A 23,661-nucleotide genomic window follows, 5' to 3' on the forward strand; every position below is an offset into this window, starting at 1 on the left:
AGACACTTCATATCGAAATTCCAAATGAGTATAGATAACTGCAAATAACAGTTTGTAGGGGAGTTCTGATACTCCCCTATAAAAATGGCTATTTATCAACTGTTTGTTGTGACATAGCCAAATATATAAATACCATTTCGATTCAATTACACGATACGATAGTACACCAAGTCGTGCGACATTAAATCCTGCAATCAACCATACAATTCCTGCTATTAACAAAAGAGTTCTTTTCTTTACATGAAACATAAGTATGCCCTCCTAAATCGTTTAATTTAGAACGATTATATAAATTTTCATTCTTTCGGTCAACACTTATATTGAATCATATATAAGACTTAAAAGCTCTTTACATACTTTAATGAATCAAATATTTTTCAAATGCCTTTTCGGCATCCAAATTAAAATTATGAAAGAATATTATTAACCAAACAAGAAGAGCTGTCAATGCGATATATGCACTTAGAAAATAAGATAGGATAGCCCCAATACTTAGAATCACAAAATAGATGAAGCATTGATTACGCATATCTCTAGAAATATTAGCTTTATCATATTTTTCCGGATGATTTAGTATACGAAATCCAGAAACAAATTGTGCCCCTTTTTCTTTCAGCAACGCAAACATTATTCCTAAAATAAGAAAGAATACTGCCAAAATAATACATGCCGCAAATCCAACATTCATAATAACCACCACTTTTATTATACACTTTGAAACAACTTTCTGATTTTTTACATTTATTTTCATTTTAGGGTTGCCACTTACAAAAAAATGGTGTATCCTATGCATATGAACACTTCAAGACATTATTACTTTTACTTTAAATAGCCCTGAGAAAAGCCATATGTATACGATGGTTATTTTTAAGTTTCAGGGCATTCAAAAAGCATTTCTTCTTCGAAATGCTTTTTTTAACATTTAAAGAGCTGTTCTAGAAAAGAGGAAATGATATGAAATACGGATTGATAGGTGAGCACTTGGGGCATAGTTTCTCCAAACAAATTCAGACAAGAATTGCAGAGATTGAGAACGTAAAAGATTATGACTACCAATTGGTGGAATTAGATAAAGAAGAATTCAAAGAATTTATGGAAAAGAAAGATTTCACAGGAATCAATGTGACTATTCCATATAAAAAGGATGTCATTCCTTATTTAGATGAAATGGATGAGAGTGCTAAAGCCATTGGTGCTGTCAATACAATCATCAATGTAGATGGCAAATTAAAAGGGTACAATACAGACTTTGGTGGATTCTTATATATGGTTAAAGCCCACAACGTACATATGGAAGGCAAAAAAGTCTTGATTATTGGTAACGGTGGTGCATGTGCTGCTGTTAAAGCCGTTTGCGAACATGAAAACGCAAAAGCCATTGTGATTGTTTCGAGAAGCTCAGATCGTGGTGCCATTGGATATGATGAAATGTACACATCACATTTAGATGCAGATATTGTCGTCAATACAAGTCCAGTGGGAATGTTTCCAAATATTACGAATGCACCAATTGATGTAAGCTGGTTCCATAAATTAGAATGTGTATTAGATGTTGTATACAATCCAATTCTTACGCGTTTATGTTTTGAAGCTCAAGAAGCCGACATCAAACGTGTAATTGGTTTGGAAATGTTGATTGCACAAGCCAAATATACATTTGAAATTTTCGAGAACATGTCTTTTGATGATTCAATCATTGATGAAATCAAAAAAGAAATGTTGAAAGATCGTTGTAACATCGTATTAATTGGTATGCCAAGTGCAGGGAAAACAACAATTGGTAAAATGCTTGAAGAAAAGCTTGGAAAAGAATTCTTCGACTTAGATGATATGATCATCGCCAAAGCTGGAAAAAGCATTCCAGAAATCTTCCAGGAATCTGGTGAAGCAGGATTTAGAGCCATTGAAACAGAAGTTGCGATTGAAGCAAGCAAGATGAACAATAAAATCATTGCGACTGGTGGTGGTACCATTAAACATAAAGTCAATATGGACTTCTTGCGTTTAAATGGAATCACAATTTTCATTGATCGTGATGTTGATAAATTAATCAGCTCCGATCCAAATAGACCACTATCAAGTTCTAAACTAGCCCTTCAACAAATGCATAAAGAAAGATACCCATTGTATCAAAAATATGCTGCTTATGTAGCTGTCAACAATACGAATATTGAAGAAACGGTTGATGATATTGTGAATGCCTATCACAGCATTTTGATTGATGCAGTTGCAGATTAACTTCTCATTTTCTTTTATAAAGGAGAAATCATATGGAAAATCAAGTTACTCAATTATTAAAAGCTATGGTAAAACCAGACTATACAGCTTGTAGCTATGCCTTTATGCAGGATGGAAAAATTGTCTGTGCCGATGCGATTGGTGTCATCGACAAAATCAACAATCAATCCATCACGACGGATTGTACATTTAATGTATGTTCGATATCTAAAATCTATTGTACCGTATGTGTTATGCAGTTAGTGGATGAAGGATTGCTTCAACTTGAAGATAAAGTTGCAGATATTCTTCCTCAATTTACAATGAAAGATGAAAGATACAAAGATATTACAGTACGCATGTGCCTAGATCATTCGAGTGGACTTCCAGGGACACAATGGAAACATTTTAGTGTGAGTACCACTTCTAAGTTTAACTACTATAGCGAAGTATTAAACTATTTATCAAACAGCACCCTAAAAGCGATCCAGGAACTTACAGTACCTATTGTAATGATGGATTCACATTAGCTGAAATGGTCGTTTCAAAAGTTCGTAATATGCCTTATGAAGATGTCTTAAGAAAATATATTACAGAAAAGATTGGCGCAAATAGTACCAATACGACATATACAATCAATTCAGATTATCCTTTAGTTTCTGAAGGTAAGAAACCAAAAGAATACTTCCCAATTCAAGGAGCTGGTGGCATCACCACTTCTATGATTGATTTATGTAAATTTGGACAAATATTTCTAGAGCCTAATTCTATTATTAGTGAAAAGTCAAAAGCTTTAATGGCTAAATCTTGGGGCACTACATTTCTAGAATCGGATCTAGGCGCCATTGATTTTGGCTTAGGTTGGGACTTAGTCAGACACCATGATCCAGACTATGATTTTGGTGACGGCGTTTTAGCCAAAGGTGGAAACAGTATGTTCTTTAGTTCAAGACTGATCATTGTTCCTAAATACAATGCCGTATTAGCATTAAGTGAAACACATGATTGCGGACTCGATGTTCCTACAACTTTAATGCGCTTATTCAATACCTATTTAGAACCAAATACATATCCAGATTATTCAGGAATTTATGCCCATGCCTTTGGCTTACAAAAAATCACAACCATAAAATCAAGTATGGTTGTGCAAGATAAAACGGAAAAAGGCTGGGTCATGAGTGATTTGTTGGATTATGCAGATGGTAAATGGACAAATGAAAAAGGAAATCAAATCTTCTTTGAAGAAGACTATCTTTTAAAGACAACAAGAAATCGTACGGTTGCGTTTGCACAAAAAGCAAAAAAACAAGAACTAAACTCAGTCTGGAAATCCAGATTAAACAAAAAATATATTGTGTGTGATACAACTTACTATGATATTGTCACAAACCAAATGTTATGCAGTGTTGAATTTAACAGAACAGAAGATACAATGTCATTGATTGTACATGGCAATAAATCCGAATCCGTCGTATCTGAATTTCCAATTGAAGTAATCGATGATACGCATGCACAAAGTTATTTACATACGCCTTGTAACGGTTCTAGAGATCGTATTGAGCCTTACTTTGAAGATGGTAAATTATATTGTGCAAGCTACACCTATATTTGTGAAGATGATATCGAACCATATAATTCTCAATTGTTTGAAAAAGAAAATAAAGTCTACAAAATCAACAACACTTTAGAAGTCTTACCAACTATTTGTGAAAATCATCGAATTCTAGTATTAGACTCAAATGGAGATCTATACTATGATTCAATGGATGTCGAAGAATATAAATCTATTGAATCTGGATTTATCATCTTGGTTTAACCTTAATGTGGATGGAGGTAATATACTCCTCCACTTTTTTTGTTTCATGAATATCAATCAATAAAAATTCTAAGAATGGACCATCAACTGTATAATTGTGTTCTTTAATCCAATCTTGCATTTTATTAAACAATTGATTCGTTCGATCATATTCCCCTGAATAAGTATATGTACAATACATACCTTCATCTAGAATAAAGTCATGTTTTTCTTCTTGAGTTAAAATAAATACACTTGTATACACATACTCATTATTTTTATATTCAACAACACTGCCTGAATCCATATTTCCTAATACAGAAATATCTTCTTCCATCGATTCACTTAGTTTCGTCAATAAAAAGTCAATTTTTTCATCTTGATCAATTTTTTCTTTTAAATACCGACAATATCTTTTTGGATATACTTCAATCTTACATGTATCAAATTCAATATACTGGGTACGATTCAAATCTTCAATTCGCGTTTGAATGGAACTTAGGGTTGTATTCAATTCTTGAATCTGTCTTTGAATCAATCTTTCTTCTTCTTTTAAAAACACAATTGTATTATTCACACTACGATTATCTAAGTATTCTTTGATTTGATGCGTATCATACCCTAATTTTAAACAATCTCGAATAATATTTAAAATATAGATATCATTCAGTGTGTATAATCGATAATTTGATTTTGATCGCATTGGACAAATTAAACCTACTTCTTCATAATATCTTAAAGAGTCTGTTTTAATATTGTATAATTTTGCGATTTCATTGATTTTATAATATTTTTTCATGTAGCCACCCTTGACCTTAGTATTATACTAAGGTTTACACTTAACTTGGTGATTTTATGTTGAAACAATATCTTAAATTTGTCATACCATCCATATGTTCGATGGTTATCTTTAATCTATATACCTTAGTTGACGGTATATTCGTTGCCCACTATGAAGGCGATACGGCATTAGCCTCCATAAACGTGGCAAGTCCATATGTCACAACCATTTTCTCCATTGGAGTCTTATTTGCGATTGGATCAAGTACAGTGATGTCCATTTATCGAGGTGCGAATGAAGAAAGAAAAATGCATGAAGTATTCACAATGAATACCATCACAATTTCATGTATAGCTTTATGTATTGCAATTTTATCTTTTATAAACTCACATCACATTACAGAATTTTTAGGTGCAAACGAAGATGTGTTTTTTTATGCAGATACATACATCAAAGTATTATCCTGCTTCTCCTTCTTTTACATTGTATCCTATTGTTTCGAAGTCCTTTTAAAGGCCGATGGCTTCCCCCAAAAATCCATAATGGGTATTTGTCTAGGAGCTGGCACAAACTTAATTCTTGACCCTTTATTTATGGGAACTTTTAACATGGGGATTGGTGGTGCTGCCTTAGCTACAGGTTTATCTCAACTTGTGACTTTCTGCTTCTTCTTTTATCATTTTGCGTTTAGTCATAAATCACATTTCCATTTTGTGAAGGCAAACTATCCTTGGCATGAATATTCTAGAATTTTATCTTTAGGCCTTCCCGATTGTATTTCTGAAATTTCTCCAGGCATAATGATTACAGTATTTAATTATCGCATCAACCAATTACTTGGTACGGATGGATTAGTTACTTTTACTGTCTTGATGTATATTTATAATCTTGTATTGATGGTGATGGTTGGAACCAGTCAAGGAACACAGCCTTTAGTTAGTTATTACTATGGTCGAAACGATAAAAAATCCGTTTCAACTTTTCATAAATATGCACGTATTTTAGTCTCTTGTGCTGGAGTTTTATTATTCTTAATTGTAGAAGTGTTTGCACCAAATATCTCGGCTGCTTTTATTCCAGTAAATACAGAAAACTACTTTAATACCATTTTAGCATTACGTCAATTTAGCTATGTCTTCTTGATTATGGGACATGTCGTGATCACAAGCGGCTACATGGTCGCTTTAGAAGAGCCAAGAAAAGCCTTTGTGCTTTCGATTTCTCGTGGCATTCTCTTTGTCTTATTATCCCTATTTATTTGTACAACATTATTTAAGGAAAATGGAATTTGGATCAGTTGTACAGTCTCTGAAATCTTCTGTTTAGGTATTGCCCTATATGATTTAAAATCACAAAGAAAAATATAAAAGAAGACAGATATTCATTTTGATTTTGAATATCTGTCTTTTCTAATATTAGATACCTAAAAACAAATGGCAGAACAAAGCAGCAAGTAATGCACCTACAAAAGGAGCAATTCCTGGAACTAATAGTCCATATTGCCAATCATTATTGGCTTTATTTTTAATTGGTAATAATTGGAATGCCAAACGAGGTCCTAAATCACGAGCTTGATTCATCGCAAATCCAGTTGTTCCTCCAAGACCCATACCTACTGCCCATACAATAAGGCCTACGCCAATTGGTAGTTGTGTTTCATATTTGGTAGCAACAGCTAAAATGGCACTCAAGAAAATAGTTGTAGCGATTGTTTCGACAAAGAAGTTTCGAGGTAGATTTCTGCAGTTTGGATTGGTAGAGAAAATATTACGAATGGCGATTGGGTTCACATTTCCTTCGCTTTCTGTAAAATGATCTTTATACATCACAAAACAAATTAAAGCTCCAACAAGAGCACCTAAAAATTCGGCAACAACGTATGGAATAAAACTAGTCCATGGAAGCATACCTAAAGCACATTGTGCAAGTACCATGGCAGGATTCATACAAACGCCACCAAAAATATATAGACAAACACTGATGCCAAAGGCCCATGTTGTGATCGCAAAGATGTGTCCACTTCCGTGATATTTTGTGTTTGTCAAAACTTCATCGCAGTGTACTCCGACACCAAATAAAATCATAAGTCCTGTTGATAAAAATTCCGCAATTAAATTATGTAACATAAATTCAAATTTCCTTCCTTAAATATTTACAACGACACCCAAGCCATCAGGAATGACGGCAACCTTGGCATCTTTTCCTTTTATTTCAAACGCTTTTTGTAGCGCTTCATCTACGCTTGTAGCTAAATCCATATGCATATCTTTCACAAGTTGTGGATCTACTAAATCGGAAACCAAGATCACTTTGTGATGTGCTAAAATACGCGCACAGATTTGTGATGTCCATTGATCTGGAACGGTTTCTAAACGTGGAGTATGAATGGCTTTTTGTTCAAATTCTTCTGGATCTTTCACATCTGCAATATTATGATAGAATCCAATACCTCCATGTCCATCACGACATCCTGCAATCATGATGATAATGCCATCTGGATTTAATGTAGCTTCAGCAGCTGTCATTCCTTTGATTGCCTGATAAATATTTTGATCCAAAGGATATCCACCATTCGTACTGATTGCGATATCACAATCTACTTTATTTACACTTGCCAAAGAACGAACAAAATCACAACCTTTTTCATGAGCTTTTTCCATATCTCCCGCAAAAGAACCAATAATTTCATGATTTCCATTTAATACAACATTGACAATAAAGGCTAGTTTGGCCGTTCTTGCCGCATACACCATATCTTCATGAATCAAATTGTGCTGCAAATTACCTGGACGTGACATTTTATCATTGATAAATTCACCACTGTGATTTGCCATGATTGTTTTATAAGATGCAATGCCTGGCAACACAGATTTTCTTCCTCCAGAGAATCCTGCAAAGAAGTGTGCTTCAATAAAGCCTTCAGAAATCAATAAATCAGCTTCCGCTGCAACCTTGTTGATAATGCAGTCTCCTCCACTTGGTAACTGTCCAATTTTTACCATCGAAGAATCATCTGTAGATACGTGCATAACAATTTCTTCATTTTTTACAATGTCTTCTCCATATTTAGCCACAAGCTCTTCATGCGTACTTTCTCTATGGAATCCTGTCGCAACTAAAATACGAATACGTGCATCGGGTGACACACTACGAATTCTTCTTAAAAGAATAGGGGTAATAATTCTTGAAGGCACTGGACGCGTGTGATCTGAACTAATAATGACCACATTTTTCTTGCCTTTCGCAAGTTCTTCTAAGCTTTTTGAACCAATGGGATGATTCAAAGATTGCTCTACAATTTCATTTTCTGAAAGTGTAGTTTTATAATCACTTTGTCTTCCCTCTAAAACACCAGCTAAATTCTTATCTTCTAATTTGATTTTCATTTGACCTTTATCATAAGGCACATTCATTTCAAACATTTTTATCTCTCCTTTTTTTTCAGGGATTAATATAATCCGAAACATTCAATCGCGAAACACCATCCGTTGTTAACGTTTGTTGTTTCGCGAAATTTAGAGTATTGTTATAATTCAAAACCGGTAAAGGAGTGCGAATATGGACAATGAGTACTTATTAAACTTTTTAAAAGAAAAAAATGTAGCAACCATCAAGAAAAAGAAACATACCTATTTAACGTATTATGGACTTGAACAACAAGATACTTATGTATTAAAAGATGGTGTCGTCAAGACAAGTGTCATTTTACCAGATGGTCGTGAATTCAACATTTCTTACATCAATACCCCAGACATACTATCTTTATTAAGAGATCAAGTAAGTCAATATACATCCGCACCATTCAATGTTCGTATTGAAAGTAATGTGGCAACATTTTATCGTATTCCTAGAGTTTTATTTTGGGATTATGTGAGTCAAGATAAAGAGCTACAGGATTATGTCAATTCTTATTATAGAGAAAAATTGTCTGAAGCTATTTTTCGCCAACAAATCATGATGATGAATGGAAAAACAGGTGCAATATGCTCCTTCTTATATCAATTGATTGATTTATTTGGTCGAAAAGTAGAGGCAGGTACTCTTATTGATTTTCAAATCACAAATGATGATATTGCAGGATTTTGTGGAATCTCCACTCGTAATAGCGTGAGTCGAATTATCTGTAAATTAAAAGAGGAAGGCATCATTAAAATTGTGAATCAAAAAATATTAATTTTAGATGTAGATTTCTTAAAACAATATGTACAATGTTAAGTATTGATATGTCCATACATCCTTACCAAGTATTTTTAGAAGAAGAGGTATTTAACGATGAATAGTATCACAAGAAAACTAGTATCATGCGCTTTATGCATCGCTTTAGGTGTATTGCTTCCTATGGCATTTCATGTTATCCCAAATGCTGGAAGCATATTCTTACCAATGCACATTCCAGTATTGGTTTGCGGACTATTTTGTGGATGTCCATATGGTTTGGCATGTGGAATTTTAACACCTTTCATTTCAAGCGTAACAACAGGTATGCCACCTGCAATGATTTTGCCACAAATGATGGTTGAATTAGCTGTATATGGTTTAGTTACTGGTTTGTGTGCAAGTTATATTCCTGTTAAAAATGAAATGACAAAATTATATATGAGTTTGATTATTGCGATGCTTGCAGGAAGAATCATGAACGGTTTAGTCAATACATGTATTCTTAGTACACAAGGCTATACATTATCTGTATTTATGAGTGCTAGTTTTATTACTTGTCTTCCAGGTATCGTCATTCAACTGATTGTCATTCCTGTTTTGGTTCGTATTTTAAATAAAAGAATTCCTGCATAAAATCATATAAAAGGACCGAATTTTCAGATTATAGATCTGATATTCGGTCCTTTCTTATTGTCGATCAAAATATTTCTTACCAGAATCTGGATTAAAATTATTTCGAATATACCTATCCGTGGATACAATCACAAATTCGTTGGTATCCTCTTTATAGTACACATCATCCCCATCTTCCTTTTCGGTTTTATGTAAGGACTCTGGATTATTGACTGCATCACTTGCAGCCATTTCATATTCTTCACTGGATACAAATCCCATTTCTTTACCATGTTTTTCATAGTGAGACTCTAACAAATCTTCATTACGAAAATGGTATTCTTGATAATCAACGACAACTTGTTTTTGTTCCTTAACTTCACATCCTATTGGAAGTACAAGTGAGAATATACAAAGAAATAAGAGTAAATATTTGGCTTAACAGATATATTGGTGACTTGTTAATATAACTGACATTAATGATCTCTATTTAAGACTTATTGTATAGGTGTAAACGAAAGAGAGACTACACTTATGACAAGAACTTCAAAATATTTAAACCAAGATACTATCGCTGCTTTACATTCTTTTCAAATAGAAAAGATTGATCGTGAAATCACTGATTTCCTAGATACAAACAATAAAATGAATACGTATCATTTTGAATACTGTCCTAAATGCGGATGTTATCATCCTCGTTTAATTAAAAGCGGTTTTGCTAACTCTGGTAAACAAATGCTTCGTTGTAAAGAATGCGGAAAACGTTTTGTTGTGGACCGCGGTCAGCTTACTTTTTATTCTCATCAAGACCAATCCAAATGGAATGAACTTATCCTGGATACATTAAATGGTGTATCTCTTAAAGAAACAGCTGCTAAAATCAACGTGAATGAACGTAATGTTTTTAATATGCGCCATAAACTATTGGTTAGTCTAGGAACTGAGGAACGTCCCATACACTGAGTATTCCACTCACTGAGAACCATCCATTCCATCATTTAGAGCCACCTAATCCATTAATCAGAGCCATTTATACACCTAATTGCAAGACTAGATAAATATACTTACTTATCTGTTAATATCTTGCAACTGGAGGATAATATTTTATATCTACAATGTAGCGTGGACTTATACAACGGATTCAATGGACTTCGTCACCGTATCGACTGGACTTTTTTCCCTATTAGATGGGCTTGCCCATACGTAGTATTCAGCCAGGCTCGTTTCAAGAAATTGAAGAAGCAAAGATTCAAGGGCATTACAAAAATATATGAAGAAACTTTCCAAAGTTGATTTATTAATTCTAGGTGAATTCTTATTAACAAACATCAGTGAAGGTGAACGAAACGATTTATTTGAAGTGATACAATCAAGAACTGATAATAAATCAACAATCTACTGCAGTCAATGGGCTCCTGAAGGATGGCTAGGCAAATTAGGTAATGGTCCACTCGCTGACGCCATTCTAGATCGTATTAGAAACTCATCATATACAATTCTTTTAAAAGGCAGATCTCTTCGAGAGGATTATTCAAAAATCAAATAATATAAAAGAGAGTCATTTCATGATTTGAAGTGGCTCTCTTCGTGGATTTAGTGGCTCTGAGCAATGGATTGCATGGCTCTGTACAAATGGATAGGGTGGCTCTATTTTCATGGATTGGGTGGCTCCGCCACCATGGAATACTCACATACACGGTAGGTAATGAAGTTGAGATGGATGAAAAATATACTCCTTACAATCATAAAGGAACTAAAATTGATGGAGTAGAACCTAAACATCGTGGAACACCTGCTACAAAAAGAGGCTTGTCTAATCAGCAGATATGTATCATCACTGCAATACAGAGATTCACTCATACAATTGCCATAAAAAAAGCCCATCAAATCATATAAAATGATTTGTATGGGCGCTTTTCATTTGCTAAGTCTTGTTTACATCTCTATTTAATTCCATACTTCAATTATGGACACCACTTATCATTCAAACATTCCAATTGAAACTCTATCATTATTAGATTGTGATGTTAAAAACTTCAATTTTATTCATCCCATCAAGAATATCTTCTTCAGAAGGCCTTCGTGAACTTAAGGAAGAATATATTCAATTCAATCATACAGAATACGATAACGAATTCGATGTTCTTCTTGATTTAAACGCATTGATTGATAAATATGACAAATCTGATCAGTCTATCTTTCGTGATTTTGCAGGTTTCTTAAGAAGGAATCTTAGACCTATAGTTAATTCCTTCACCCGTATAAAAGTGTATAGAAAAAGCGCACGTACAGAAAAAGAATATTACGCGCGCCTTTCCAATGGACCAATGGAATCCTTTAATCGAAAGCCAAAAGATTTAAAAAGAGATTCCAGAGGTTTCTCCGATTTCAATTATACACACAATCGCATCCTATGGGCTACAAGGAAAAATCCAAGCATAAAAGGAGTTCCTAAATCTATGGATCAGATTCTTTCAAAAAAAGGAAAGAAACGTGGATCATACAAAAAGAAAAATCAAAAGTAATAAATAGAAAATTATAATAATGTTGAACAATGAACATAACAAAAAAGGATCTCAATTTTATAACCATAACTGAAATCCTTTTAATCATTAAAAACAAATCTAGGGGTCTATAGGTTCATGACGATATGACATCAGTCCCCTAAATTGACCCCTAGATTATTTGGTTACCCAAGCTATCATTGAGGCCGTACCTGATGAAAATGATAGCATGATGATTGGGTTAGGTGATTTCAATTTTCCGCAAGAAGAGATTGAGGAAATAAAAAATGAAATAACAATCATTTGAGTGTTTATTATTATCTTTCTAAAGAATCCATTGCTAGAGAAACTTCATTTAAAATTGTTTTAATTAAACTTTTTTCATATTGACTTAACGCTTTGTTGCTAATCATATCTATTCCTATAACACCATATATTTTATCCTTTCGCCGAATAGATAAATACAAAGCCTTTGCTTCTTGCAATGTGCTAGTGGTTGGACCCGCATTTTTATTGTTTATATAAACCCATTTTGCCACTGTTCTTTCTTTTTCTGTCAAAAATATATTGCTATCATCCAAAAGATTATTCGGATTATAAATATATGGTTTATCTAACATTTTTCTATTTACAGGATAAAAAATAATAATTCGTTTTAACCATTTATTTAATTGAACACATGTTTCTTTCATAACATCATTGTAAGTTTTTGCTTGTTGTAGTTTTTGGCTTGTTTCTAACAAAACCTCCATGCTATAAGCACGTAAAGATGCGCTATTTTTTTCCTTCTTTAATTTAAAATTTAAAACATTTATAATAAAGGAAACGACAATCATTACAATTAATACCATAACATATTCTGATGAAATCATTTCCAAAGAATATTTTGGATTAATAAATAAATAATTTATTAAACATACATTTATAAACGGTATTATAAAACTATAAATAGGAAGTAATGTTAAACTACCTATAATACATGATGATAATACATATAATAATATAATCGTAGTAATATCAAATCCCGCAATTTGTGCGAAATATGCTAAGATGGTTATAATCAATAATGTACTTATTGAAATAGAGCTATCCCGAGTAGAAAAGCGAAAAAAATTTTGATATTGATATTTTACACTGTTTAGATTTTGATTGCTCGAATTGTTATCTGGAATAATATATATATCTAAATTAGGAGATAATTTTGTTAATTTATCTACTATCGTTGGTTTATTAAAAATTGATTTTTTTTGATATGAACGTCCTAAAACTAATTTAGATACTCCTGCTGTTTTAGCATACTGACTAATTTGATAGGCTATATCATCACCAGATGTAGATACAATGTTTGCTTGTAACTCCTTTGCAAGAGAAATGTTTTTTTTGAGTTGTTGGAAAGCTTTTAAATCTAATTCTTGTGAATCAGAATTTTCAACGTACAAAGCTGTAAACTCTCCATGAAATGCTTGAGCCATTTTAGAAGCGGTTCGAATTACTTTTTGATTCGTTGGTGATGTTCCTAAACAAACCAATATTTTTTCTTTAAGAAATTGCTTATTTTCATCTTTTGCATATAAATTTATACGATCAGCGCATTTCCTTAATGAAATTTCTCGTAATGCTATTAAATTATCTTTTATAAAAAAATTCTCTAACGCCCTTTTTGCTTGTGTCTTACTATAAATTTTACCCTGTTTTAACCTTTCTATTAAATCATTTATATCAACATCTATTAGCTTAACATCATCTGCATCATTAAATATATAATCAGGAATCCTCTCATTTACCTTTACTTTTGTAATACTTTCTACAACATCGTGTAAACTTTCTATGTGTTGTACATTTACCGTAGTATAAACATCTATACCTGCTCGCAATAATTCTTCAATATCACTATATCTTTTTTTATGTCTAGAAGTAGGCGCATTTGTATGAGCTAATTCATCAACTAGTATTAGTTGAGGGTGTCTATCTAATGCTTTATCTAAATCGAACTCAGAAAAATGATGCCCCTTATAAAGTACCTCTTTAGTCGGTATTTTTTCTAATCCATATGTTAGGTTCTGTGTATCTGGTCTATCATGACTTTCTATATATCCAATTACTACATCTACACCTTCAACAGATTTTTGCTGAGCTGTATTTAACATAGAAAAGGTTTTTCCAACTCCTGCACAATATCCAAAAAAAATTGTTAATTTTCCATTTTTCGCCTCTTCCAATACTAACATCTCCTTATATTATTTAACAATTAACCATGTTCTTATTTATAGTTATCTTTGTAGCCGGTAAACTAAATGTAAAAATAGCCCCTGTTGGTTGATTATCTTTTACAGATATAACACCTCCGTGTGCTTCAACAATTGATTTACATAATGACAAACCTAGTCCCATACTCTTCTTACTATCGACAACAGAATGATTTACAGTATAGAATTTTTCAAAAATTTTATTTTTATCAATATCTTTTATTCCACTTCCATTGTCACACACTTCAATATACACATTATTTTTTATTTGATAAGCGTTTATAGAAATTGTTGATTCATCTTCTGTATATTTTATCGCATTATTAATTAAATTTATTAAGACCTGTACAATTAATCTCGCATCCATATCCGCCATTAAAAAATCATCAGAAATATTCACTTTAATTTTACGATTATCTTTGATTCTACTAACATGACTTAATGATTCATCAATTACATCTTCTATAACTTCTGGTTCTATTCTTAATTTCACGCTACTATCTTCTATACGAGTTATTGATAATAGATTTTCTACTAAATTGATCAACCACAAAGAATCGTCATATATATTTTTGTATAAAGCATTTTTTTTATCATTCTTCAAATTACCATTATCATTTAACAACACATCAGCATTACCATATATCGAAGTCAACGGCGTTCTGAGATCATGAGATATAGACCTAAGTAAATCAGATCTAAATTGCTCTTTTTTTACTTTTATAATAGCCTCATTCTTTTCTTCATTACTTTTTATATTTTCCAAGCACATAGCCATTTCACTTAATATAGCCAATAAAATACGTTTATCAAATGATTCTAAAACATCGTTACCTAAATAAATACCAATAACTCCATATATTTTATCATCCGTTAATACAGCATAATAGATACTCTTTGATCCTGATAAATAACGAGTTGTCGCTCCTGCATGCTTTCCATTGATTGCTACCCATTTTGCAACGCCTATCTCATTAGCATTCAAAAACTCTTTACAACAAGAATTTTCCTTTTTGGGAAACAGAATAGGATTTTGTATAGAAGACTTCTCAATTGGAAAATACGCAATATCTCTATTAAATAAATTTGATAATTGTTTGCATCCACAATTAAATATATCTTCCACAGATTGTTGTTTTTGCAAAAGCTGGTTTTTTTCTAATAAAATACGAGAAACATTAGCCATATTAGCATAACTTGTAGCTGTTAATTGAATTTTATTCATTAGTGTACTTATTAAAAAAGCAACTATAATCATAATTACAAATGTCATTAAATAAGCTGAATCATAAAAAGATAAACTTAATATAGGCAGTGTAAAATAAAAGTTAAATAAAATAACACTAGCAATCGATGAAACGACACTGCATATGATATTTGATGTAGTTAAGGCAATCAATAAAACACCAATTAAGTAAATCATAATAATATTAGAATCATGAAATCCCATATCAAAAAACACAAAACCAACTACTGTACAGATAAACAATATAAGAATACTAGTAACAATCGATTTTAGTGTCAATTTACTTTTATTGTTTAATCTCTTGAATATTCTATTTTCTTTTACTGGCACGATAATTAAATTAATGTCTTCAATATTCTCTAATAAATATTGATAAATTGGTTTTTGAAAGAGATGAAATCTCATATTCATGTTTTTTCCGATGACAAGTTTATTTACTTTATATATATTAGCAAATTTAAAAATTTCACCCGCTATATCCTCAGAAGAAACAATTTCCACCTCTGCTCCTAATTGTTTTGCACAAGCAATATTTTTATCTAGCTGTTCCTGATTTGAATCACTTAATGTCCTTTTTGTATCAGATATATACAATGCATAAAAATGGTCTTTTTTATTTCGCAGCATACTACTAGCAACACGAATTACATGAATATTGGATGGTGAAGGAGAAAGACATACCATGATAGAATCAGTATTTTGGTTACTCATTATTTTTATCCTCAACATCAGAATTATCTATTTTTATCATTTTATAACCTACCCCAACATGTGTTTGTATGTATTTTTCATTTGATATTTTCTCTATTTTTTTTCTTAAAGAAGTTACATAAACTCTTAATGAAGATAAATCAGATTCAATAGAGTTAACCCATACTTTATCTAATATATACTGATGTGTTAATACTCTTCCTATATTTTTAGATAATAAGCACAATAGATTGTATTCAATAGGCATTAAATGAATTTCTTTATCATCTACATATACAGATTGAGCAATATAATCTATTTTTAAATGTCCATTCACAAAATAATTATCATTATTTAATGTATTTTCTTTGTACTGAATTCTTCTCAAAGTTGAGCGAATTCGAGCTAACAATTCTTCTACACTAAATGGTTTAGTTATATAGTCATCCGCTCCAATATCTAAGGCTGTAATTTTGTCATCATCGTTGCTTCTGGCACTAATTACAATAATTGGAGTAAATGAAAATGTACGTAATTTTTTTATGATATCTATTCCATCTAAATCTGGCAAACCTAAATCAAGCAAAATAATATCAAATTGATGTTTAACTAGTAATGACAACGCCATACTACCATTCGTAGCCATTTCGAAATTATAACCATTTGTTTCTAATGCAGTTGATATTAAATTTCGTATAGCGGACTCATCTTCAACTATTAATACATTCATTAAATTATTCACAGTGTTCATCTCCGTTCGTGTAAATTTCTATATATTATAACATTTCCAAAAAATCAAATAAAGAATTATTTAGACTATCATTTGTATAGCAATAAGATACTATTTTTGCTTTATTAGTAATTATAGAAAAATCGATTTTAACTTTGTTTGATTTCTCTTATTAAAGATAGATTTAATTGCAACACATTAACTTTTTCTTCGCCAAAGATACCAAGTAATTTATTTTCAGTATTATCCTTTATTAATTTTTTCAATACCTCCTTAGAAATATGCGTATTTTTTGACACTCTATCAATTTGAACATTAGCAGCATCAACAGAAATATGTGGATCTAATCCTGATCCAGATGCAGTTATTATATCTGCAGGAATATCTTCTCTTTTTATCGTAGGATTTTCTTGTAGAAATTTTTCAATATCATCATTAATTCTTTTTTCTAATTTAGGATTACTTGATGCTAAATTTTCACTTCCAGATGATGGTAAAACTTGTCCTTTGCTTTCTTTTTCGTTTTGTGTGAAAGTATTATAATTTACAGCAGAAGGTCTACAATGAAACAATCTCTCATCCGTAAAATCTTGTCCAACCAGTTCAGAACCTATAACTTTTCCGTCAATTTCAATTAGACTTCCATTTGCTTGATGTGGGAAGATAGCTTGAGATAACCCTGTCATTAACATAGGATAAATCAATCCACAAATTACGAACATTACTAATGATAATTTAAATGGTGTTTTTAATTTATTAAATAAACATTTCATAAACATCCTCCTATAATCCTAAAAAAACCAGTAATGGTGAAATGAGAATATCAATTAATTTAATACCAATAAATGGACAAATTACGCCTCCTAAACCATAAATCATCATGTTTCTTCCCAATAGTTTAGATGCACTCATAGGTTTATATTTGACACCTTTCATAGCTAACGGTATTAGGAAGGGAATAATAATCGCATTAAAGATTAATGCCGATAAAATTGCACTTGATGGAGAGCTAAGTCCCATAATATTTAAGACGTTCATTTGTGGAATTGCAATTGTAAAAATTGCTGGAATAATTGCAAAATATTTTGCAATATCATTTGCTATAGAAAATGTTGTTAACGATCCTCTTGTAATCAATAATTGCTTACCAATTTCTACTACCTCTAATATTTTCGTTGGATCCGAATCTAAATCTACCATGTTAGCTGCTTCTTTGGCAGCAGTAGTTCCGCTATTCATTGCTATTCCTACATTAGCTTGGGCTAAGGCTGGTGCATCATTTGTTCCATCACCAGTCATAGCTACAATTTTTCCTAATGATTGTTCTTTTTTTATTGCTTCTATTTTATCTTCGGGTTTACATTCAGCAATATAGCCATCAACACCAGCTTCAGCAGCAATAGTTGCAGCTGTTAAAGGATTATCCCCTGTGCACATAATCGTTTTAATACCAATCTTACGTAAACGATCAAATCTTTCTGTCAATCCTGGTTTTACTGTATCTTTTAAATAAATAACACCTAAAATCTTGTCATTAGCACAAACTACCAACGGAGTCCCTCCTAATTTTGAAATATTTTCCACTTTTTCATTTAAATCAGAAGGAATTAATCCATTTAAATTTTTTACATAATTAATAATGGCTTCACCAGAGCCTTTTCTTATTTTAGTACCATCTTCAAGATCAATCCCACTCATTTTGCTACTAGCTGTAAATTCAATGAATGTTGCATTCTTGTAATCATCAATATTTAATGTAACTCCCATCTTTTCAGCTAATTCTACTGTTGATTTCCCTTCAGGTGTCGTATCTTTTAACGATGCAATACATGCATATTTCACAAGATCCGTTTCATCTACACCGTCAACATTAATAAAATCACTCGCCAATCTATTTCCGAATGTAATAGTACCTGTTTTATCTAAAATCATTGTATCAACATCACCACATGCTTCTACTGCCTTTCCAGATAGTGCAATAACATTAAATCTAGTAACACGATCCATACCTGCAATACCAATTGCACTAAGTAATGCCCCAATTGTGGTTGGGATTAAGCATACTGTTAATGCTACTAACGTTGAAATTGGAATTTTAACATTTAGGTATGTAGCGAGAGGATATAATGTGACGATTACTATTAAAAATATAATAGTTAAAGATACTAACAAAGTATTCAAGGCAATTTCATTTGGAGTTTTCTTTCTAGAAGCGCCTTCGACCATAGAAATCATTTTATCCAAGAACGAATGACCTGGATCTGTTGATATTTCAATTTTAATCCAATCAGAAACAACAGTAGTACCCCCGGTAACTGAAGCAAAATCTCCTCCTGCTTCTTTTGTGACAGGAGCCGATTCACCAGTTATCGCTGATTCATCAACACTAGCAATACCATCTATAATTTCACCATCACTAGGAATTAATTCACCAGTTTTAACAAGTACAATATCACCTTTTTTTAGTTCACTACTAGATACTTCCTTTTCAGATCCATCATCTAAAATCAAACGTGCTTTCGTATCTTTTTTTGTCTTTTTTAAAGTATCTGCTTGTGCTTTGCCACGTCCTTCAGCAACGGACTCAGCAAAATTTGCAAACAATAATGTGACAAACAAAATAATCGCAACTATTGCATTATATAGGCTTAAATTACTTCCTTCATCATGAAACAAATGAGGAAAAAAAACTAATATTGTACATAAAATAAATCCAACTTCTACAACAAACATAACCGGATTTTTTATCATATATTTTGGAGATAACTTTGTAAAAGCACCTTTAATTGAAGAATAGAAGATATCTTTCGTAATAAATTGCTTCTTTTCTTTTTTACTCATTTTTATTCCTCCTATAATGTCAACATCTCTGCAACTGGTCCTAATGCAATTGCAGGTAAAAATGTTAGTGCTGCAAAAATATAAACAACAATTACTAATATAATTGCAAATGTTAGAGTATTAGTTTTTAAAGTTCCTGTAGATTCGTTAATATCTATTTTATTCATCAAACTACCAGCAATACCTAGTTGAATGATTATTGGCAAATATCGAGCTAAAAACATGACTATACCACAACTCATATTCCAAAATAATGAATTATCTAATAAACCTTCAAAACCTGAACCATTATTAGCTGCTGATGAAGCAAACTCATATAAAACTTGCGATAAACCATGAAAACTAGGATTCGTAATACCGTTAACACCTTCTGGAATAGATACAGCTAAAGCACTAAAACCTAAAATCAATAATGGATGAATAATAATACATAAAGCTGCAAGTTTCATTTCTTTTCCTTCAATTTTTTTACCAAGATATTCGGGTGTTCTACCAATCATCAAGCCACAAATAAACACGGCAATAATGGCATAGATTAACATATTCATAAGCCCAACACCAGCTCCACCAAAAACAACATTCAACATCATATGCATTAATGGAACTAATCCACCTAATGGCGTTAATGTATCATGCATGTTATTGACGGATCCAGTTGTAAAAGATGTTGTCGCAGTAGTAAATAATGCGGATTGTGCAACACCAAATCTTACTTCTTTTCCTTCCATATTACCAAAAGTTTCTGTGATACCTGCTTGTGCTACTGCATGGTTTCCTAGCGATTCACTCCAAAAACAAACTCCTAAACCAATAACAAATAATATTGACATAGCAACGAAAATTGTTCTTCCTTCCTTGCCCATCCACACTTTGTTTGCTCTATTGCAATTTTTAGTTGACAAAGTATAAACTCTGTTATTTGCTTTTGATTCTTCATGCTTATCATATGCCATTCTACCAAAAACAAAAATACAAGAAACCGGCAAAATCATCATTGAAAATAATTCGATAATATTTGTAATAATTGTTGGATTTTCTAAAGGTGTAGCTGAATTGGCACCTAAAAATCCCCCACCATTTGTTCCTAAATGTTTAATAGATTCTAATGCTGCTATAGGACCAGATGCAATTTCTTGAATTTTTCCTTCTATTGTTGTTAATTCAATATTTGAATTCAAATTTTGTGGAACACCTTGCCATACAAGAAATAATCCAATAATCATTGATAAAGGTAATAAAAATCGGTTAATGATTCGGATAAAATCAACATAGAAATTACCCATTTTTTTACCTAACAAACCTCTAATCATAGCAATACATGCAGAAAAACCCGTTGCAGCAGAAGTAAACATCATCATAATAATCACAAGCATTTGAGATAAATATGATAATCCAGATTCTCCAGCATAATGTTGTAAATTCGTATTTGTCATAAAAGATATAATGGTATTAAAAGACAATGATTCTTCCATACCACTAATACCATTTGGATTTAAAAATCCAATTGATTGAATTCTTAAAATCAAATACCCAATGAAAACTAGGCATAAATTGACCATCAACAATGACATAGCATATTTTTTCCAAGTCATCGTTGATGTATCTATTTTTAGTATCCTAAACACAAAATTATCCATTTTATCAAATACTGGATCTGCAAATGTTCTCTTACCAACAGACACATGGTAAACATAATTTCCAATCGGAAAGATGATAACCATAAACAATAATAATGTACAAACTATCTGTACCATAAATGACCCTCCATTTACATAAATTTATTTTTTTCAACGACATGTGCGATATGTCTACTATCATATTTAATCTCATATTTTTGCTCGCTTTTAGAACAGTCTGACTCTTCATAAAAAAATCTATGCATCGTTTCAAAACTACTAAAATTAGACATATTTTCTCGAGCAGGTAAATAAGTTGGATCTAAACACCACGCCGCTCTAAAATGTTTCATTGCTAGAATATGATTGCGTTTTTTTTCATATATAATCCCTAATAAATTATGAGGTATAGCAGAATTTGGATGTTTTGACATAAAATTGCAAATAATTTGAATAGCTTCTTGTAATTTACCAGAACAAATAAGCTTTTTCATTTCTAAACAAAAGTATTTTTCATTTTCCTCATCGCCGTTGAGTATAGTATTCATATTACCTTCCTCTTTCTATAATATAAGTTAAAATTTATCTGGGTTTACCAAAGCATACAAAAGATAACAAGAAAGTAATATAATAATTACTATCATAATAAACATTTATCATCACCTCTATCTTTTTAATTCTTTATCAATCCAATTTACAAACCCTGTCATAAGAAAAAACGAAATAACTAAAATAGATAACATGATTACATCAATCATAAATTTCCTCCTCACCATTAAATTCACAATCTCTTTATCCTTAGGACAGAAGTATTTTAATACTTTCAGAATTAAAATAGGTTTAAAAAAAAGAACTTAAAATTAAAATTAAATTAAAATTAAATACTAGCTTAACGCTATACTATACAAACTATACTTTTGTAGCAAGCACAGTAAGTGTGTACCCACTTACCGAAAATTGATGAAGCAGCCCCTTATGGAACTGCTTCTTTTTTTAGCAATTTTAACTTGTTAGGGAGAACTCTAAGGCCCCATTTTTTAGGCAAAGGAAGTGATTGTCGTGACACATAGAACTAGAAATGTTCAGCTCAAAATTAATTTAACTGAAGAAGAAAAAGCATTATTTCAAAAGAAAATGAAGATGGCTAATTGTAAGACCATGAACCATTTTATAATACCATTCGCTTAATTTTCTGTAGTTTTTATGAAAACAATGCCTTTTATAATACCAATCAAACGAATTTAGAGCAATTTATAAAGAATATAGCAACTTTTTTAATGTCAACCGTCTATTTTTCGACGTCTTTTTTTGAAAACAGCGACTTTTATAATAACAATATGTAATATTTTACTGCGTTTAACCTCAATAACACATAATTCCTATATTCAAAACACATGTATAGCGTATTTTTCACTTATATTTTGAAAGACACATTAAAAAAGGTGTCATTTAAAATCAAACGTTAAAAGTTCAATGATATCAGTAACCCATCAACATTAAAAAGGGCGTCATATTAACTATGTGGTATTAAATTAGTTGCTATATTTTCTTCATGAATTTAATAACAAAAATGAGCAACCCCCGTTAATCAGAGAGTTGCTCTTTTATTAAATCTATATACTACGCTTTACTATTTGTAGTTATCTTGCCATTTTGAATTGGCGTAAGTGTGGCGTAAATGTGTAAATTTACAACCAAAAATTACTAATTTGTTTAATCCTAGTAAAGCTTAGCTCCTGCAGGAATCTTGTCATCAACCATCAATAAGTTTAGTCCTTCATGACCATTTTCTTCATGAACAGCTGAGATCAACATACCTTCAGAATTAATACCCATCATTTTTCTTGGTGGTAAGTTTACAATCGCAATTGCAGTCTTTCCAACCAATTCTTCTGGTTCATAATATTCGTGAATTCCGCTTAAAATAACGCGATCTTTACGTTGGCCATCATCCAAAGTGAACTTTAATAGCTTCTTAGATTTTTCTACAGCTTCACAAGCTAAGATCTTAACAGCACGGAAATCCGACTTACTGAATGTTTCAAAATCTACCATATCTGTGAAGATTGGTTCGATTTTTACATTCGAGAAATCAACCTTTACAGGTGCAGCTTCCACTAGTTTTTTAGCTTTTGCTTTCTTGTTTGAATCCCCCAAGTTCTTCATGTGAGGGAATAACCAACAAGTGTAGCAAGTGTTATTTTCACTTTATTTAAAGCAATTTT

Annotated in this window: 24 protein-coding genes and 1 pseudogene; 10 read left to right on the top strand and 15 right to left on the bottom strand. The window is 31.7% G+C overall.

Going from position 1 to position 23,661, the window contains the following annotated elements:
- Together H8911_RS12305 and H8911_RS00005 are read right to left on the bottom strand one after the other, a co-directional pair.
- A pseudogene (locus tag H8911_RS12305) lies at window positions 1-249 on the bottom strand (hypothetical protein); the annotation flags it as partial.
- Window positions 250-358: 109 nt separating this feature from the next.
- On the bottom strand, window positions 359-751 hold the full coding sequence (locus tag H8911_RS00005) for a DUF3784 domain-containing protein (protein ID WP_227402209.1): 393 nt from the start codon (window positions 749-751) through the stop codon (window positions 359-361).
- Window positions 752-954: 203 nt separating this feature from the next.
- Here H8911_RS00005 and H8911_RS00010 point away from each other — a divergent pair, with 203 nt between their 5' ends.
- The 3 genes from H8911_RS00010 to H8911_RS00020 are packed head-to-tail and all read left to right on the top strand — an operon-like array spanning window position 955 to window position 4,033.
- Window positions 955-2,238, top strand: coding sequence for a shikimate kinase (locus H8911_RS00010; RefSeq protein ID WP_186998277.1), 1,284 nt, complete (start codon window positions 955-957; stop codon window positions 2,236-2,238).
- Between the two features lie 32 nt (window positions 2,239-2,270).
- Entirely contained in the window at window positions 2,271-2,747 is a 477-nt protein-coding gene (locus tag H8911_RS00015; RefSeq protein WP_186998278.1) for a serine hydrolase domain-containing protein, read from the top strand.
- Complete coding sequence (locus tag H8911_RS00020) at window positions 2,681-4,033, top strand: serine hydrolase domain-containing protein (protein ID WP_369410288.1); 1,353 nt, start codon at window positions 2,681-2,683, stop codon at window positions 4,031-4,033. The genes H8911_RS00015 and H8911_RS00020 overlap by 67 nt, the downstream gene beginning before the upstream one ends.
- Here the strand turns inward: H8911_RS00020 and H8911_RS00025 are convergent.
- A complete protein-coding gene (locus H8911_RS00025) occupies window positions 4,020-4,811 on the bottom strand; it encodes a MerR family transcriptional regulator (protein ID WP_186998279.1) in 792 nt (263 codons plus the stop codon). The two genes, H8911_RS00020 and H8911_RS00025, sit on opposite strands and share 14 nt — an antisense overlap.
- A gap of 56 nt (window positions 4,812-4,867) precedes the next feature.
- On the opposite strand from H8911_RS00025, the gene H8911_RS00030 reads away from it, so the two are divergent.
- Window positions 4,868-6,160, top strand: coding sequence for an MATE family efflux transporter (locus H8911_RS00030; protein WP_186998280.1), 1,293 nt, complete (start codon window positions 4,868-4,870; stop codon window positions 6,158-6,160).
- A 48-nt stretch (window positions 6,161-6,208) separates the two neighbouring features.
- On the opposite strand, the gene larD is transcribed toward H8911_RS00030, so the two are convergent.
- Window positions 6,209-6,919, bottom strand: a complete 711-nt coding sequence (larD, locus tag H8911_RS00035) for a D/L-lactic acid transporter LarD (RefSeq protein ID WP_117924101.1) — start codon at window positions 6,917-6,919, stop codon at window positions 6,209-6,211.
- A gap of 18 nt (window positions 6,920-6,937) precedes the next feature.
- Complete coding sequence (gene larA / locus H8911_RS00040) at window positions 6,938-8,215, bottom strand: nickel-dependent lactate racemase (protein WP_117924099.1); 1,278 nt, start codon at window positions 8,213-8,215, stop codon at window positions 6,938-6,940.
- Between the two features lie 136 nt (window positions 8,216-8,351).
- On the opposite strand from larA, the gene H8911_RS00045 reads away from it, so the two are divergent.
- Both H8911_RS00045 and H8911_RS00050 read left to right on the top strand, forming a co-directional pair.
- Window positions 8,352-9,008, top strand: coding sequence for a Crp/Fnr family transcriptional regulator (locus tag H8911_RS00045; protein WP_186998281.1), 657 nt, complete (start codon window positions 8,352-8,354; stop codon window positions 9,006-9,008).
- Between the two features lie 57 nt (window positions 9,009-9,065).
- The gene (locus H8911_RS00050; protein ID WP_186998282.1) at window positions 9,066-9,584 is read left to right on the top strand and encodes an ECF transporter S component; all 519 of its coding nucleotides are present in this window, start codon (window positions 9,066-9,068) and stop codon (window positions 9,582-9,584) included.
- Between the two features lie 54 nt (window positions 9,585-9,638).
- Here the strand turns inward: H8911_RS00050 and H8911_RS00055 are convergent, their stop codons facing one another.
- Window positions 9,639-9,881 carry a hypothetical protein gene (locus H8911_RS00055; RefSeq protein ID WP_186998283.1) on the bottom strand — a complete coding sequence of 81 codons (243 nt, stop codon included), beginning with the start codon at window positions 9,879-9,881 and terminating at the stop codon, window positions 9,639-9,641.
- Window positions 9,882-10,097: 216 nt separating this feature from the next.
- Between H8911_RS00055 and H8911_RS00060 the strand changes: the two genes are divergently transcribed.
- The 4 genes from H8911_RS00060 to H8911_RS00075 all read left to right on the top strand — a co-directional run bounded on the left by H8911_RS00060 (window position 10,098) and on the right by H8911_RS00075 (window position 12,088).
- Entirely contained in the window at window positions 10,098-10,526 is a 429-nt protein-coding gene (locus tag H8911_RS00060) for an IS1/IS1595 family N-terminal zinc-binding domain-containing protein (RefSeq protein WP_186998284.1), read from the top strand.
- Between the two features lie 307 nt (window positions 10,527-10,833).
- A complete protein-coding gene (locus H8911_RS00065) occupies window positions 10,834-11,109 on the top strand; it encodes an ATP-binding protein (RefSeq protein ID WP_186998285.1) in 276 nt (91 codons plus the stop codon).
- Between the two features lie 41 nt (window positions 11,110-11,150).
- Window positions 11,151-11,459 carry a hypothetical protein gene (locus H8911_RS12310; protein ID WP_222620917.1) on the top strand — a complete coding sequence of 103 codons (309 nt, stop codon included), beginning with the start codon at window positions 11,151-11,153 and terminating at the stop codon, window positions 11,457-11,459.
- 128 nt (window positions 11,460-11,587) lie between these two features.
- Window positions 11,588-12,088: a transposase gene (locus tag H8911_RS00075; RefSeq protein ID WP_186998287.1), complete on the top strand. Its 501-nt coding sequence runs from the start codon at window positions 11,588-11,590 to the stop codon at window positions 12,086-12,088.
- Window positions 12,089-12,384: 296 nt separating this feature from the next.
- Here the strand turns inward: H8911_RS00075 and H8911_RS00080 are convergent, their stop codons facing one another.
- The 9 genes from H8911_RS00080 to metG form a co-directional block, all read right to left on the bottom strand.
- Window positions 12,385-14,286 carry a DUF4118 domain-containing protein gene (locus H8911_RS00080; protein WP_255466228.1) on the bottom strand — a complete coding sequence of 634 codons (1,902 nt, stop codon included), beginning with the start codon at window positions 14,284-14,286 and terminating at the stop codon, window positions 12,385-12,387.
- 22 nt (window positions 14,287-14,308) lie between these two features.
- Window positions 14,309-16,270 carry an ATP-binding protein gene (locus H8911_RS00085; RefSeq protein ID WP_186998289.1) on the bottom strand — a complete coding sequence of 654 codons (1,962 nt, stop codon included), beginning with the start codon at window positions 16,268-16,270 and terminating at the stop codon, window positions 14,309-14,311.
- Window positions 16,263-17,000, bottom strand: a complete 738-nt coding sequence (locus tag H8911_RS00090; protein ID WP_186998290.1) for a response regulator transcription factor — start codon at window positions 16,998-17,000, stop codon at window positions 16,263-16,265. The genes H8911_RS00085 and H8911_RS00090 overlap by 8 nt, the downstream gene beginning before the upstream one ends.
- A 128-nt stretch (window positions 17,001-17,128) precedes the next feature.
- Window positions 17,129-17,752, bottom strand: a complete 624-nt coding sequence (kdpC, locus tag H8911_RS00095; protein WP_117923988.1) for a potassium-transporting ATPase subunit KdpC — start codon at window positions 17,750-17,752, stop codon at window positions 17,129-17,131.
- Window positions 17,753-17,762: 10 nt separating this feature from the next.
- Window positions 17,763-19,820 carry a potassium-transporting ATPase subunit KdpB gene (kdpB, locus tag H8911_RS00100; protein WP_186998291.1) on the bottom strand — a complete coding sequence of 686 codons (2,058 nt, stop codon included), beginning with the start codon at window positions 19,818-19,820 and terminating at the stop codon, window positions 17,763-17,765.
- A gap of 11 nt (window positions 19,821-19,831) precedes the next feature.
- Window positions 19,832-21,574 (bottom strand): potassium-transporting ATPase subunit KdpA, encoded by a 1,743-nt coding sequence (locus tag H8911_RS00105; protein WP_186998292.1) that lies wholly within the window; start codon window positions 21,572-21,574, stop codon window positions 19,832-19,834.
- Window positions 21,575-21,588: 14 nt separating this feature from the next.
- Window positions 21,589-21,984 (bottom strand): hypothetical protein, encoded by a 396-nt coding sequence (locus H8911_RS00110; protein WP_117923982.1) that lies wholly within the window; start codon window positions 21,982-21,984, stop codon window positions 21,589-21,591.
- Between the two features lie 27 nt (window positions 21,985-22,011).
- Window positions 22,012-22,089, bottom strand: a complete 78-nt coding sequence (gene kdpF / locus H8911_RS12865) for a K(+)-transporting ATPase subunit F (RefSeq protein WP_117923998.1) — start codon at window positions 22,087-22,089, stop codon at window positions 22,012-22,014.
- A 1,066-nt stretch (window positions 22,090-23,155) separates the two neighbouring features.
- Window positions 23,156-23,602: a methionine--tRNA ligase subunit beta gene (gene metG / locus H8911_RS00120; protein ID WP_255466231.1), complete on the bottom strand. Its 447-nt coding sequence runs from the start codon at window positions 23,600-23,602 to the stop codon at window positions 23,156-23,158.
- Window positions 23,603-23,661 lie beyond the last annotated feature (59 nt).

The sequence above is a fragment of the Holdemanella hominis genome (assembly GCF_014306155.1).
Lineage (GTDB): Bacteria > Bacillota_I > Bacilli_A > Erysipelotrichales > Erysipelotrichaceae > Holdemanella > Holdemanella hominis.